This is a genomic window from Eubacterium sp. SB2, assembly GCF_001244405.1.
In the GTDB taxonomy this organism is placed as follows: domain Bacteria; phylum Bacillota; class Clostridia; order Lachnospirales; family Lachnospiraceae; genus Faecalicatena; species Faecalicatena contortus_B.
Genome location: NZ_LN865152.1, coordinates 899,827 through 913,479 on the forward strand (window position 1 = coordinate 899,827; position 13,653 = coordinate 913,479).

A 13,653-nucleotide genomic window follows, 5' to 3' on the forward strand; every position below is an offset into this window, starting at 1 on the left:
GTCGTTTACTTTTACCACGGACGTTTATTCCCCGTCCAGCCTTTATCATGCCAATACCTTGAGTCTGGTTCATTCCACCCATTTTTTTGTACCAATCGCATGACACTAAAAAATGCCTTTGTTTTTATAGATGGTTTTAAACTACCATAATTTTTTCTTATTCTTCTTGCCAAAGATGTGGTTTTTTTCTCTATACTGTTTTTTATTTTATCATTCACTCTATTCCATGATACTTCCCTCACGCCCACCCCGTATTTATAAGTTTTTGCAACACCCCAATAAAAGGTACTATCTGCCATATCCTTATTCGTACTCTTCATACCTCCGCCTGCGGCCGTTGAAATGCAGACGGCCTGCTTACGGAACATGCTTGCTTCCGGACGATGCACCAGCCATCGATAACCGTAATGGTCTAAAAATACTTTCATTGCACCTGTTACATGATATACATATACCGGGCTTGCCAGAATGATTACATCTGCGTTATCCATGGCTTCCGTAATAGGTTTTAGTTTTTCGTAATGAGGGCATAATGTTTCTGATTTCGCAAAACAGTTTGTACAACCTGTACATAAGGAGCCGAAATCTCTCGGCAGGAAGAATTCTGTAATCTCTCCCTGCAACTTTTCTGCAAGCATTTTTGCAATATGATACGTCGAACCTCTATGACTCTGTCCGTGTATAATCGTTATTTTCACCTTTTAACCCTCCATTCTAGTATGGCAATGCCACAGCCGCATAAACTCGTTTTCCCTGGGAATTAGGATTCTAAAGGCCTGCAGATAAGAATCCGGCAGATCAGGAGTTCAAAACTTTAGTTACAGTTCAGATGCATATCTCGCGGAAAAACACTCTCTTGTAAGTTATTATAACTCTATCATGCCAAAAAGGAAAGAAATCCAATCATAGTATGATATGATTATGGCAATACTCAGTAACAGACCGTACGAAAAGTTGGTTGGGGCAGGCATCCTGTCACCGCTCCGCTTCGGTCCGTGCTAAACGTGCGCCGCTGGCGCACAGCACCCTTCGCAGCAGACGAATTTCGATGGGCTGAATGCGTATCAGTTCAGGGCTGTCTGAACTGTTACAATACTCATGAATAATAGGAGGTTCGATTCATGAATATGGAAGAATTGAGAGAAGGCGTATTGGGATGCAGGGATTGCCGTGAATTGTTTGGTTACGAACCGCGTCCAATTTTTAACGGCTGTGCGGATTCGAAGATTATGCAGATTAGCCAGGCTCCCTCGCTGCTTGTGCATGAAACCGGCAAGCCCTTTAATGATCTGAGTGGTAGGCGTTTGCGGGAGAAATGGTACCAAATAGAAGATGCCGTGTTTTATGATCCGAAAAATTTTTATATTACTTCAACAGCCCATTGCTATCCGGGTAAGAACCCGGGAGGTGGTGATCGAAGACCACCGCAGGACTGTGCCAGGAAGTGGCTGCAGCAAGAATTGACATTAGTTGATAATCAGATCTATATATTAATTGGAAAATACGCAGCAGATTATTTTTTCCCGAAGGGTAATTTTACGGAAAATATATTTCGGGATCATCGGATTAATGGAAAACCAGCATATATTCTGCCACATCCTTCACCGCTGAATGTGAAATGGTTTAAAGATCATCCGGAATTTGAACGGGAAAGAATGCCGGAGATTAGAACGGTTGTTCATCGTGTGCTGGAGATGGAATGAATTAAACAGGGAGGGCTTTATGGTAACTTACGGGTTTGTCTGTTTTTCCCTAAGTCCTCCCTTTGAATATAAATCTAAGACGTTTGCTCGAATCTTCTTGACCGTTTACTATCTAGGATGGGGATGCTATTTCTTTTTGTTGTATTCATCAAATATAGTCCGAAATATACGGTGTTTCATGCAATAAAACATCATCTAGTAAATGTATGGTCTGTTCATCTGCTTTCATTCTGCCCATTCGGTGCAGCTTTGCGGCCGTTTTATATCCTAACAGCATTGTAGTCAATGTGGCGATGGACAGTTTTACTTGATGGCGCGTCTGTGCCTTTGTCAGTGAGCATTCTCCCTTGTGGAAGCGAACGGAAAACGTTTTGTTATTCCATGACAGGAATTTATCCTCAACTTCAAAAGAAATACAAATATTATCCGCAGAGGAATCACAATGATACTTCTGGAAGAACTGTTCAACATCCACGATACGTCCCATGATGTAAGGACGAATGGTTTCCCGGATATCACCGTCCTCTAACTCAAACGCGATTGGATCATTGTAATAGGAACTCCCCCGCACTTCATCAATCATTGAATCGTGTGCCCGTATGTATTCCCATAATCCCTCGTGGGCTTCTCTGGTTAAATAAATCATCTCTTTGATGTGCATCATATCATCTTTGATAAGATACACCATGTAACCGCAGGATTTCCCGTTCACATCATAATAGACCGCAACAACAGTATCATCTTCATCCCAACGCCAGTATTCCTCCCACGCAAGTGCATTTCGGAATAGGCAGCCATGTGTTGCGGCTGCAAACTGCGCATGCAGATTGCGAAAATCCTCATTCTCCCAGTCAACTCGGCGTACATATCCCGGTGCAGACGCTTTTGTAGGAATTTGACGGTCTTTCACGGAGTATGTAATTTTGTTGGAAATAATCTCCCATCCCATTTTCCGGTACAGTGGAATCGAATACGGGAACAGAAGAGCCAGGGGCTGTTTCTTCTGACGCATATGCTCAAGACTCTGCAGCATCAGACGCTTCATAATGCCATTTCCGGTATATTCCGGATAGGTACATACACTGGTAACAAATCCAATCGGATAAACAGCGCTGTAAATATTCATTTTCAGCGGGTATACGGCAATCTGCGAAACCAGCGTATTGTGGTCAAAACACCCCAATACATCGGCGCGCTCCAAAATCGGAAACTTAGACTGCTTGATTTCATCGCCGCGCCATCCATAAATCGAAAGGTCTTGTTCCGTGATTTGAAAGGCATAGCGCAAAAGCGAGTTATACTGTTCCAGATCATTTGTTTTTAGATAACGTATATCATATTCTGTGTTAGGTAACATATTCTTCTCCATTTTCTTGATTTTTAAGCTTTGCCAGAACAGAAGCCGCTATATCTGCCATTACAACCACACTCCTATCAATTCCTTAACTTTTTTTGCACACGCAAAATTTCGCATATTCCATCAGATTCGGTATATTCTTTTTCGGGTCTTTTTATATAGCCCTGTACCGCCTTATTAAAAATCTCCTAAATATGGGCAATTTTTATACAGTCCTAATACTAATCGTGCATCCCTTTTCCCACAAAATATAAGTTCTATCAATTTTGCACCACCTTGATGCAAAATTTCAATTGATTCTTTTTTCAATATCTTCAATCGATGGTAACTTGTCCTGTAATTCTTCTGAAATATGATTAGAAAGTTTGTATTCACTTACTCCCATTGGTTTGTTTACATCTTTCAAGGCATATTCCGCTACCATTTTATCTTTACCCTTACACAATAACAATCCAATCGTAGGATTATCATTCGGAGATTTCAGTTCTCCATCAACTGCTGATAAATAGAAAGATAACTTTCCTGCAAACTCTGGCTCAAATTCCACTGTTTTTAATTCTACCACGAAATAACAATGCAATTTCACATTATAAAATAATAAGTCGATGAAAAACTCTCTTTTTCCGACTTGAATCGGATACTGCCGCCCCATAAAAGCAAAGCCTGACCCAAATTCCAATAGCAGCTTTGTTATTTGTTGGACGAGTGCATCTTCTAACTCAATCTCTCTAAGTTTTTTCGCATTCGGTATAAAGTCAAAAATATATGGATCTTTAATAATTTCTTCCGCCTGCTCACTGAATGGATTAGCTAATTGTTCCTTAAAATTTGTTGTTTTATCTGCTAATGCCTGTCTATAATACAGACCACTTTCTATCTGATGCGACAGCACTGTACTAGACCATCCGTTTTCCAGACATTGCTGTGTATACCACATATGTTCTTCTAAATTATCCGTCTTATCTATCAGTAATTTTATTGCACGCCAACTAATTTTTGCACCACCCTGATGCAAAATTTCTTCAGATGGTATTCTGCGTGCAAACTGTTTCATATAATTAAGATTTCTAACGGAATATCCTTCTCTACTAGGATAGGTCATTCTCAAATCTTTTGATAATGTTTCAACAAATTTATTTCCCCATTGGCTGTATTGAAGAATTACATTTCCTATGTTCCAAAACAAAACATTGCGTTCAACATTTGCATTTGTCATTACCTGATACTGCGCTTGCGTAATTCGCTCTTTTATCTTTTCCAAAACATCAATATATTCATCCATAACTATCTCTGCTTTCTTCGCCATTATATTCACCTCCATATTCTGCTTCACTTCTTATTATCTCCCTACTATACGCTTGCTCAATGGCACATAACAGTACTCTAACAAATTAGTAATTATATTTCTTAACACAAATCTATATTTACTCTAATCTTACAACCACCTTGACAAAGTACCTGTTGATCGCAATTAATACACTTTTATTTCTTCCAATTTCTAAATGTAGCAAATTTTTCGCCTAACCATATTTCCCGCAACGTTTTATCATTCAATGACTCAGATGCACTTTTATCCCATATGCCAAATGAACAAGGGTGGCAATTCATTTGACTATTTATATCCTTTATCGCTTCCACTTTTTCCGCTGTTGGATGCTTCCTCGGCTGTTTCAATTCCTCCACCGCATTAGGGGCATCGTACATCGGCAATCCTAAATCCCGTTTTACCTCTGCGATGTATGCGGTATGTACTTTAAAGCCGTATTTTACTTCTATCTACTCCTTAATCATCTTATAAGTAACACGCTCTTTTGGCTTGTATGCTGCGGCTCTCTTGGCGATATTATCAAGCGGTACTTTGCCTTCTCCCTCACCAAACTCGACTTTTACATTGATTACGCTGTCGAGTTTTTTGTAGGAAAGCATTACAACCGTCTCAACGTGCACCCCCATAGGGAACTGATCCACAGCCCTCCCTCTCACCAGCTCATACCCCGCCCCACTAAGATACTTCAAATCCCGGGCCAAAGTAGCCGAGTCACAGCTCACATAAACAATCCGATCCGGTTCCATTTCCACCATTGTCTCCAGCAGCGACTCCTCACAGCCCTTCCTGGGAGGATCAACCACTATCACATCGGCATGAGCCTTCTCCCCCGGATGTTCCTTGACATACCGTCTATAATACTCCGGCAGCACATCCTCCGCTCTTCCGATATAAAATTCCGCATTCCCAATACCATTAATCTTAGCATTATTCCTTGCATCTTCAATTGCCTGAGGTACAATCTCCACCCCATAGACCTGTTTTGCCTTCTGGGCCAGAAACAGTGAAATCGTTCCGATCCCGCAGTACAGGTCCCAAACGGTCTCGTTCCCCTTAAGCCCCGCATACTCCAAGGCCAGGCCATAAAGCTTCTCCGTCTGTACCGGATTGACCTGGTAAAAGGACAGCGGCGATATCTGATATTTTATGCTGCCAATATAATCCGTAATAAATCCCTGCCCCCACAGAACTTCGTAACTATCTCCCATAATAACGTTGGTATTCTTTCGATTCACGCTGACCGATACACTTGTCATTCCAGGAATCTTCCGCAGTTCTTTTATCAGTACCTCACTATGTGGAATCATTTTCCCGTTAATCACCAGACATACCATGATTTCCTTTGTTACAAATCCATATCGGATCAACGCATGGCGGATCAGCCCATGGCCCGTCTTTTCGTCGTAAGCCGCAATGCCATATTCTTTCATAAAGGCAAGTATCAGCTCAAGAATCTGCTGATTGACCGGCACACCAAGCGCACAGTCTGTATTGGCAATAATATCATGGGTCCGGCCTGCATAAAAGCCGGTTATGGGGTTCCCATCCTTATCCGTCCCAAAGGGAAACTGCGCCTTATTCCTATAATAAAAGGGTTCCTCCATTCCAAGTGCAGGTTCCATAATCCGCTCCAGCAGCTCCGTAGCAAACCCGCCAATCCGTTCCAGATTTCCTTTTACCTTCTTTTCCTTGAATTCCAGCTGTTTCTCATAAGCCAGCTCCTGTATCTGGCAGCCTCCGCATTTACGGGCAAACCGGCATTTCGGTATAACACGGTCGGCTGACGGCTCTATGATATCCATTAGCCTTGCATACCCGTAATTCTTTTTCGCTTTCATAAGCTTTGCCTTCACGACATCGCCAATCACCGCATCTTTAATAAATAAGGTATAGCCATTCACTTTGCCTATACCTTCTCCATTCACACCCATATCTTCAATTGTCACTGTGACAATATCATTTTTCTGCATAACTAAACTCCTCTAATACGTTTTTGAGTGCGTCTGACAATTCACAATCACTGCCTGATTCGCTTTAATCTGCATAATCAGGCTGAAGTGCAATTGGTCAAACACACTCTGGAATACATCTTTATGTAACAGTTCAGACAATTCAGAACTGTTACGCATCGAGCCATTATAATCGCTTTGCGATGGGCTGGATGCCTGCGGCCTCTACATTTTCGCAGGGTCCGCATAACGATTGCTTTTATATAGAAGTTTTTCTTAAATTAGACTCAAACAGGCGATTATATCCCAGCCAGTCTGTTCCCGTCTTGTCCTTGAATATTTCCGTCAGCGTCTGCATCTTCGCGTCTGCATTATCTGCCAGGTTCAGTGCCATGGCCTCCGCCAGAGCCGGCTTTTTCGGAGATCCATATTCGAGTTCTCCATGATGTGCGATGATACAGTGTTTCAGCTCGCTCGCCAGCTTTTCCGGAAAGCCTGGAATCGCGCGGACTGCCTCACTTACCATTTCCACACCGATGATAATATGTCCCAGCAGCTGCCCGTCATCGGTATAATCATTGTCCGGAAATGCGGACAGTTCTTTTGTTTTTCCTATATCATGGCAGATCGCAGATGCATAGAGCAGGTCTTTATTCAAGATCGCATAGGCTCCGGCAAAGTATTCACACATTTTTACCACGCTCAGCGTATGCTCCAGCAACCCTCCGGCAAAACCGTGATGGACTGTCTTCGCTGCAGAATGTCCTTTAAAGGCCGCTATGAATTCTTCATCCTCCACAAAGTAATATTCCACTGCCTGACGCAGGTAATCGTTGGATATCTGGCGTATATAGGAACGCAGCTCCTCAAACATACCGTCCACACTCTTATCGGATGTCGGCATATAATCAGCCGGGTCGTATTCCCCCTCTGCGGCTTTTCTTATCTGTTTAATATTGAGCTGCCGATTGTTATTGTAGCTGATGACCTCGCCGAATACTTCAATAAAATCTTTCTCATCATAATCGGCTATTCCCTGGGAATTGGGATCCCATACTTTTCCGTCCAGAGTTCCTGTTTTATCTTGAAGCAGCAGGTTATCATAGGGCTTTCCATTCCTTGTCTCCGCGGAACGCTTAACCTTGCAAAGATAAATGCAGCGTATCGTCTCTCCTTCGTGTAAATCATTAATATATCTCATCATATCCTCCCATAATTGAGGCTGCCATCTACCCGGCAGCCTTTCTAAGTTTCCTTTTTATCGTTTATTCCTGACTTCCAATTGTAACAGTAAAGTCTATATCCACATACCCATTCGCCCCGCGGCGCTTACCTTTTATCTTGACGTTTTCTCCTGCTTTGCAGCTTATAACCGCCTTCTCATAGGATAAGGTATTCGATATCTTTGTGCCCGCAACTTCCTGAATAATATCTCCATTCTGTATTCCTGCAGACATGGCCGGGGAATCCGGATTGATCTCCATCACGTAAACCCCTGCGGGCATGTCCTGCGCTTCTGACAGAGTATCGTTGATCGTTGTGCCGTAAATACCTACATACGGTACGCTCTCCCCGTTCACCAGCAGTTCAATTGTGGCCTTTAAATCAGAGATCGCCAGGGCCTTGGCGGTATTGTTCTGCGCGCCGCCCCAGATTCCTGGGTCGATCATGCCGATTACTTCGCCATTCATATTGAATAGTATCCCTGTACCTCCGGCTTCTGACGGAATATCGGTGGCCAGAATGCTTCTCTGACCGTCAGCCTGAGTTTCGTCGTAAGAGTTGGAACTTACAACTCCATATCCAACTCCGTCCGCATACCCGAATGTATTGCCAAGGGCGAGAACCACATCCCCCTTAGTCGTAATGTTGGAATTTCCGAGAACCGCTACTTTCACAGCGTTCCAGGTCGTATTTGTAATCTTAGCCCGTGGGATCGCAAACACTGCAAATCCGCTGTTCTTGTCCTGCTTCTTCAAGGAGGCTCCGTACTGGCTGTCATCAGCAAAGGTGATCTTCCACTTTTCAGCATCCTGACATACGGAACTATCACAGAGTATCAACAGCTCCTGCCCGTTATCGGCGGCAATAAGTCCTGCAACACCTGCACCAGGACCGGTATCCACAGAGAATGCCGTGTCTTCTCTGACCGGATTCACAGAAACCACACACTTGTCCGCCTCTTTTGCAGTCTCGTACACACTTTTCATGATTTCCTGAAAACTGTCGGCATCAAGTACAGGCGGCACCGTCTCTCCTTCGGTAGATTCAGCGGTCTGCTGCTCGTCCGTCTCCTCTTCGTCCTCCGGTATCGTTACGGTCTTGGGATTCCCCTGAAATTTGTTCTGCGCCCATGGTTTAAGCGCAAAAAAACTAAGGCAGGCGAACGCCCCGAAAATCAGTCCATATATCCCCACTCTCGCAAGCTGTGTGAGGATTTTCTTTCTGGTGACTGGTTTGGGTTTAATCGTCTCCTGCAGGAAAGAAAACTGTTCTTCCTTCTGCTCCTCATGGCCCTGGTCCGGCTTCTGTTTCGGATCTTCATCGTACGGCATAGACTCTAATCTCCTTTAGTTTATAGTATAACCGATTCATACGGATTGTTCAATATTTATCCTTTTCAATATGCGTTAAATAGGGTAGAATGTTACTGTACACCATTCGGGCGTGTACAGTAAACGAGAGAATTTACCTGTGAACTCAGACAAAAGGTGAAAAAGATGAATCAAAAGACTTTAAATAAACTAGAATACAATAAAATCATAGCTATATTGGAGGAGCAGGCCTCTTCTATGAGAGGCAGGCAGCTCTGCCGCAAACTGAAGCCCATGACCGATCTGGAACGCATCAACACGTGCCAGGAACAGACCTCAGCTGCATTTACCAGGATTATAAAAAAAGGTCGACTTTCTTTAAGCGACGCATTCCCTGTAGGTGAATCCCTTAAGCGGCTGGAGATCGGCGGTACCCTCGGCAGCGGTGAATTGCTCCGCATATGTAAGCTTCTGAAAACAGCCGCACGCGCCAAGTCATACGGGCGCCACGATACACAGGATGATCTGGCGGACTGCCTGGATGTGTATTTTGAACAGTTGGAACCTTTGACGCCTCTTACCACAGAGATTGAACGCTGTATCCAGGGGGAGGACGAGATCAGCGACGATGCCAGCAGTACTTTGAAGGGTATCCGCCGCAGCATTGGCTCCCTGAATGATAAGGTGCACTCTACGCTGACGAATCTTGTCAACGGATCGTTGCGCACCTATCTGCAGGATCCGATCATCACCATGCGCGGAGACCGTTACTGTGTCCCTGTCAAGGCCGAATACCGAAACCAGGTGAATGGAATGATCCATGACCAGTCTTCTACCGGATCCACCTTATTCATAGAACCGATGGCTGTGGTCCGGCTGAATAATGATTTGAAAGAACTGTATGCAAAGGAGCAGGAAGAGATCCAGGTAATTCTTGCACGGCTGAGCGAAGACACTGCATTATATATAGAAGAAATCCGTAACAACTACAAACTTCTGACCGATCTGGACTTTATCTTTGCAAAAGGCGCCCTGGCCCTTTCCATGAATGCAAGCCGGCCGGTCCTGAATCAAGAGGGGCGCATCCGCATCCGGGAAGGACGCCATCCACTGCTGGATCCACGTAAGGTAGTCCCCATCTCCGTGACGCTGGGAGAGGCTTTCACCCTGCTGATTATAACCGGCCCCAACACCGGCGGCAAGACAGTCTCGCTCAAGACAGTGGGCCTGTTCACACTTATGGGCCAGGCCGGCCTGCACATTCCTGCAGGAGACCGCTCAGAGCTTGCGATCTTCCGCCAGGTCTACGCAGATATCGGAGACGAACAGAGTATCGAGCAGAGCCTGAGTACCTTTTCGTCCCACATGACAAACATTGTCTCCTTTCTGCAGGAAGTGGATGAGCACTCTCTGGTGCTCTTTGATGAATTGGGCGCCGGCACCGATCCTACCGAAGGAGCCGCACTGGCGATTGCCATTTTATCACACCTGCATAAACGTAACATCCGCACCATGGCAACCACGCACTACAGTGAGTTAAAGGTCTATGCCCTCTCAACCCCCGGCGTTGAAAATGCCTGCTGTGAATTTGACGTAGAGAGCCTGAAGCCCACTTACCGCCTGCTGATCGGTATCCCGGGAAAGAGTAACGCATTTGCCATCTCCGGAAAGCTGGGGCTTCCGGATTATATCATAGAGGACGCAAAGCAGCATCTGACAGAACAGGATGCATCCTTTGAGGATCTGCTGACCGACCTGGAATCCAGCAAGCGCACCATTGAAAAAGAACGAGAGGCCATCGAGACCTATAAACGGGAAGTGGAAGCCTTGAAAAACCAGGCAAAACAAAAGCAGGCAAAGATCGAGGAGCAACGGGAGCGTATCCTCAAGGAGGCAAACGAAAAGGCCGGAACCATTTTACGGGAAGCAAAAGAACTGGCCGATGAAACAATCAGGAATTTCCAGAAGTTCGGCAAAGAAGGCATCTCAGCAGCCGAGATGGAGAAAGAGCGTGCGCGGCTCCGCCAGAAGCTGAAAGAGACATCCTCTTCCGGCACAATGACCGTCAAGAAGCCTAAAAAAGCATATAAACCGAGTGATTTTAAACTCGGGGAATCCGTAAAGGTACTGAGCATGAACCTGACCGGAACCGTCAGTTCCATGCCGGATTCCCGCGGCAATCTGACGGTGCAGATGGGGATTCTCCGGTCGCAGGTGAACATCTCCGATCTGGAGATCATAGAAGAGCCGGCGTCCTACACCGTTAAGAGTATGAAACGTACCTCGAAAGGAAAGCTGAAGATGAGCAAATCCTTGTCCGTCAGCCCGGAAATCAATCTCCTTGGGAAAACAGTGGATGAGGCAGTATCCGAGCTGGATAAGTACCTGGACGATGCCATACTCTCTCATTTAAGTACCGTCCGTGTTGTACATGGAAAAGGCACCGGCGCGCTCCGCAAGGGAATCCACGAATTCCTGCGCCGCCAAAAACACGTCAAATCCTATCGTCTCGGAGAGTTCGGCGAGGGAGATGCCGGAGTCACAATCGTAGAACTGAAATAGCAAGGAGGCTAATCATGGTTGCAAAACAAAAGATTTTAATTGTCGATGACGACGAAAATATCGCAGAACTTATTTCCCTTTATCTCGTAAAGGAATGCTTTGATACAAAGATTGTATATAATGGAGAGGATGCGCTCTCCGCCTATGAAACCTATCATCCCAACCTGATTCTCCTTGATCTGATGCTTCCGGGAATCGACGGGTACCAGGTGTGCCGTGAGATCCGCGCCAAATCCTCTACGCCGATCATCATGCTTTCCGCAAAAGGAGAAGTCTTTGATAAAGTACTCGGACTTGAGCTCGGCGCCGACGACTATATTATGAAGCCCTTTGATTCCAAGGAAATGGTCGCACGGGTCCGCGCAGTCCTGCGCAGGTATCAGCCCGTCAAACCCGAGGAGCCCGCGGAAGATAAGACAAAATGCGTTGAATACGACGGCCTCACGATCAATCTGACCAACTATTCCGTTGTCTGCGACGGGCATCCCGTAGATATGCCTCCCAAGGAACTGGAGCTGCTTTATTTCCTGGCTGCGTCCCCGAATCAGGTGTTCACACGGGAACAGCTCCTCGACCAGATCTGGGGATATGAATACATCGGAGACACTCGGACCGTCGACGTCCATATTAAGCGGCTGCGGGAAAAGATCAAGGATCATCCATCCTGGGGACTCAGCACCGTCTGGGGCATTGGTTACAAGTTTGAGGTCAAATAGCAGCGTGCCGCAGCGCACCTGATGCAAAAGGAAGTGCAGCATGAAAAGTACTTTGTACTTAAAGTTTATTGTCATTTATATCATATTTGGTTTCCTGAGCTTCTTCACCGTGGGAATTCTGTCCAGCCAGCTCGTGCTGGACAGGCTGGAAAAGAACGATTCCCAGAATCTTTACCGTCAGGCCAATCTGGTTGCCAGCGATTACCTGCCCTCCTACTTCACCGGGGATTCCACCTCATATGCGGTACATTCGCAGTTGAACGGTATGAATCTTTATCTGAATTCTTCGCTTTGGTTTGTGGAGTCGGACGGTACTATGATCACCTCCTCTAATCTGGACAATACAAAGGCGCCCGAGGCCATCGACGATTTTGACCCGGCGGAGATCGGGAGCAATCAGTATATCACCGGAGATTATCACGGTTACTTCAATGAGGATATGATCACTGTTATGGCGCCGGTAACGCAGGGTTTTTATATCAAAGGATATATCCTGATCCACAAGCCCGTTTCTGCGATCCAGGAGGTATGCAGCCAGATGATGTTCCCGATCTACATTACTGTCGCCGTGATTTTCCTGCTCTCCTTTCTACTTCTGCTGGGATTCCATTTCTTCATATACCGCCCCCTGCGCACCATCACGGAGGCGGCGACTCAGTATGCATCTGGCAACCTGACCTATGAGATTCCGGTCTTTACCCATGATGAGATCGGTTATCTGTCCGCGTCCCTGAACTATATGTCCTCACAGCTCAAGGACATGGAAGAATACCAGAAAAAAATCGTGGCAAACGTATCCCACGACTTCCGATCCCCGCTGACGTCGATCAAGGGCTATGTACAGGCCATGACGGACGGCACCATCCCGCCTGAGCTCCACGGAAAATATCTCAGCATTATCCTGTTCGAGACAGAGCGGCTGACTGACCTGACCAAGGACCTTCTTACCCTTAATGAATTCGATACAAAAGAACTACTTCTGCATAAAACAGAGTTTGATATCCAGGAAATGATCAAGAATACCGCTGCCTCATTTGAAGGCGCATGTACGAACAAGCGGATCTCTATCGAACTTCTCCTGCTTCCGGATGTACAGCTTGTATACGCGGACAGACGTAAAATCCAGCAGGTACTTTACAACTTGATGGACAACGCCATTAAATTCAGTGAGAATGAATCCACCGTAACAGTAGAAGTCACAGGCAGAAGCGAAAAGGTCTTCATATCCGTCAAAGACTCCGGCCTCGGAATTCCCCGCAAAGAATTGAATAAGATCTGGGAGCGCTTCTACAAATCCGATCTCTCCCGCGGCAAAGACAAGAAGGGGACCGGCCTTGGCCTTGCAATCGTTAAAGAAGCCATACAGGCTCACGATGAACACATCAACGTCATAAGCACAGAGGGTGTCGGAACCGAATTCATCTTCTCTCTCAGCCGGGCAGATTCCGGCAGATAAGCGAAAAAAACAGCTGCAAAATAGCATATTGCTATCTGCGGCTGCTTCT

At 45.6% G+C, this 13,653-nt stretch carries 10 protein-coding genes; 4 read left to right on the forward strand and 6 right to left on the reverse strand.

The window, feature by feature from the left end:
• Positions 1-11 precede the first annotated feature (11 nt).
• Entirely contained in the window at positions 12-698 is a 687-nt protein-coding gene (locus BN1938_RS11470) for a flavodoxin family protein (RefSeq protein ID WP_050640706.1), read from the reverse strand.
• A gap of 423 nt (positions 699-1,121) precedes the next feature.
• Between BN1938_RS11470 and BN1938_RS11475 the strand changes: the two genes are divergently transcribed.
• Positions 1,122-1,703 carry a uracil-DNA glycosylase family protein gene (locus BN1938_RS11475; protein WP_050640707.1) on the forward strand — a complete coding sequence of 194 codons (582 nt, stop codon included), beginning with the start codon at positions 1,122-1,124 and terminating at the stop codon, positions 1,701-1,703.
• 148 nt (positions 1,704-1,851) lie between these two features.
• Here the strand turns inward: BN1938_RS11475 and eis are convergent, their stop codons facing one another.
• The 5 genes from eis to BN1938_RS11500 all read right to left on the reverse strand — a co-directional run bounded on the left by eis (position 1,852) and on the right by BN1938_RS11500 (position 8,891).
• The gene (gene eis / locus BN1938_RS11480) at positions 1,852-3,060 is read right to left on the reverse strand and encodes a GNAT family N-acetyltransferase (RefSeq protein WP_050640708.1); all 1,209 of its coding nucleotides are present in this window, start codon (positions 3,058-3,060) and stop codon (positions 1,852-1,854) included.
• A gap of 289 nt (positions 3,061-3,349) precedes the next feature.
• The gene (locus BN1938_RS11485; RefSeq protein ID WP_050640883.1) at positions 3,350-4,366 is read right to left on the reverse strand and encodes a PDDEXK nuclease domain-containing protein; all 1,017 of its coding nucleotides are present in this window, start codon (positions 4,364-4,366) and stop codon (positions 3,350-3,352) included.
• A gap of 470 nt (positions 4,367-4,836) precedes the next feature.
• Positions 4,837-6,357: a 23S rRNA (uracil(1939)-C(5))-methyltransferase RlmD gene (rlmD, locus tag BN1938_RS11490; protein WP_242843846.1), complete on the reverse strand. Its 1,521-nt coding sequence runs from the start codon at positions 6,355-6,357 to the stop codon at positions 4,837-4,839.
• Between the two features lie 238 nt (positions 6,358-6,595).
• Complete coding sequence (locus BN1938_RS11495; RefSeq protein WP_050640709.1) at positions 6,596-7,537, reverse strand: 3'-5' exoribonuclease YhaM family protein; 942 nt, start codon at positions 7,535-7,537, stop codon at positions 6,596-6,598.
• Between the two features lie 64 nt (positions 7,538-7,601).
• A complete protein-coding gene (locus BN1938_RS11500) occupies positions 7,602-8,891 on the reverse strand; it encodes a S1C family serine protease (protein ID WP_050640710.1) in 1,290 nt (429 codons plus the stop codon).
• 165 nt (positions 8,892-9,056) lie between these two features.
• Here BN1938_RS11500 and BN1938_RS11505 point away from each other — a divergent pair, with 165 nt between their 5' ends.
• The 3 genes from BN1938_RS11505 to BN1938_RS11515 are packed head-to-tail and all read left to right on the forward strand — an operon-like array spanning position 9,057 to position 13,604.
• Positions 9,057-11,432: an endonuclease MutS2 gene (locus BN1938_RS11505; protein WP_050640711.1), complete on the forward strand. Its 2,376-nt coding sequence runs from the start codon at positions 9,057-9,059 to the stop codon at positions 11,430-11,432.
• A gap of 14 nt (positions 11,433-11,446) precedes the next feature.
• Positions 11,447-12,148 carry a response regulator transcription factor gene (locus tag BN1938_RS11510; protein WP_050640712.1) on the forward strand — a complete coding sequence of 234 codons (702 nt, stop codon included), beginning with the start codon at positions 11,447-11,449 and terminating at the stop codon, positions 12,146-12,148.
• A gap of 40 nt (positions 12,149-12,188) precedes the next feature.
• Positions 12,189-13,604, forward strand: coding sequence for a sensor histidine kinase (locus tag BN1938_RS11515; RefSeq protein WP_050640713.1), 1,416 nt, complete (start codon positions 12,189-12,191; stop codon positions 13,602-13,604).
• Positions 13,605-13,653 lie beyond the last annotated feature (49 nt).

Coding starts and splice junctions, on each gene's coding strand:
- BN1938_RS11495 (WP_050640709.1), bottom strand. CDS start 7,537: ATGAGATATATTAATGATTTACACGAAGGAGAGACGATACGCTGCATT.
- BN1938_RS11485 (WP_050640883.1), bottom strand. CDS start 4,366: ATGGCGAAGAAAGCAGAGATAGTTATGGATGAATATATTGATGTTTTG.
- BN1938_RS11515 (WP_050640713.1), top strand. CDS start 12,189: ATGAAAAGTACTTTGTACTTAAAGTTTATTGTCATTTATATCATATTT.
- eis (WP_050640708.1), bottom strand. CDS start 3,060: ATGTTACCTAACACAGAATATGATATACGTTATCTAAAAACAAATGAT.
- BN1938_RS11510 (WP_050640712.1), top strand. CDS start 11,447: ATGGTTGCAAAACAAAAGATTTTAATTGTCGATGACGACGAAAATATC.
- BN1938_RS11500 (WP_050640710.1), bottom strand. CDS start 8,891: ATGCCGTACGATGAAGATCCGAAACAGAAGCCGGACCAGGGCCATGAG.
- rlmD (WP_242843846.1), bottom strand. CDS start 6,357: ATGCAGAAAAATGATATTGTCACAGTGACAATTGAAGATATGGGTGTG.
- BN1938_RS11505 (WP_050640711.1), top strand. CDS start 9,057: ATGAATCAAAAGACTTTAAATAAACTAGAATACAATAAAATCATAGCT.
- BN1938_RS11475 (WP_050640707.1), top strand. CDS start 1,122: ATGAATATGGAAGAATTGAGAGAAGGCGTATTGGGATGCAGGGATTGC.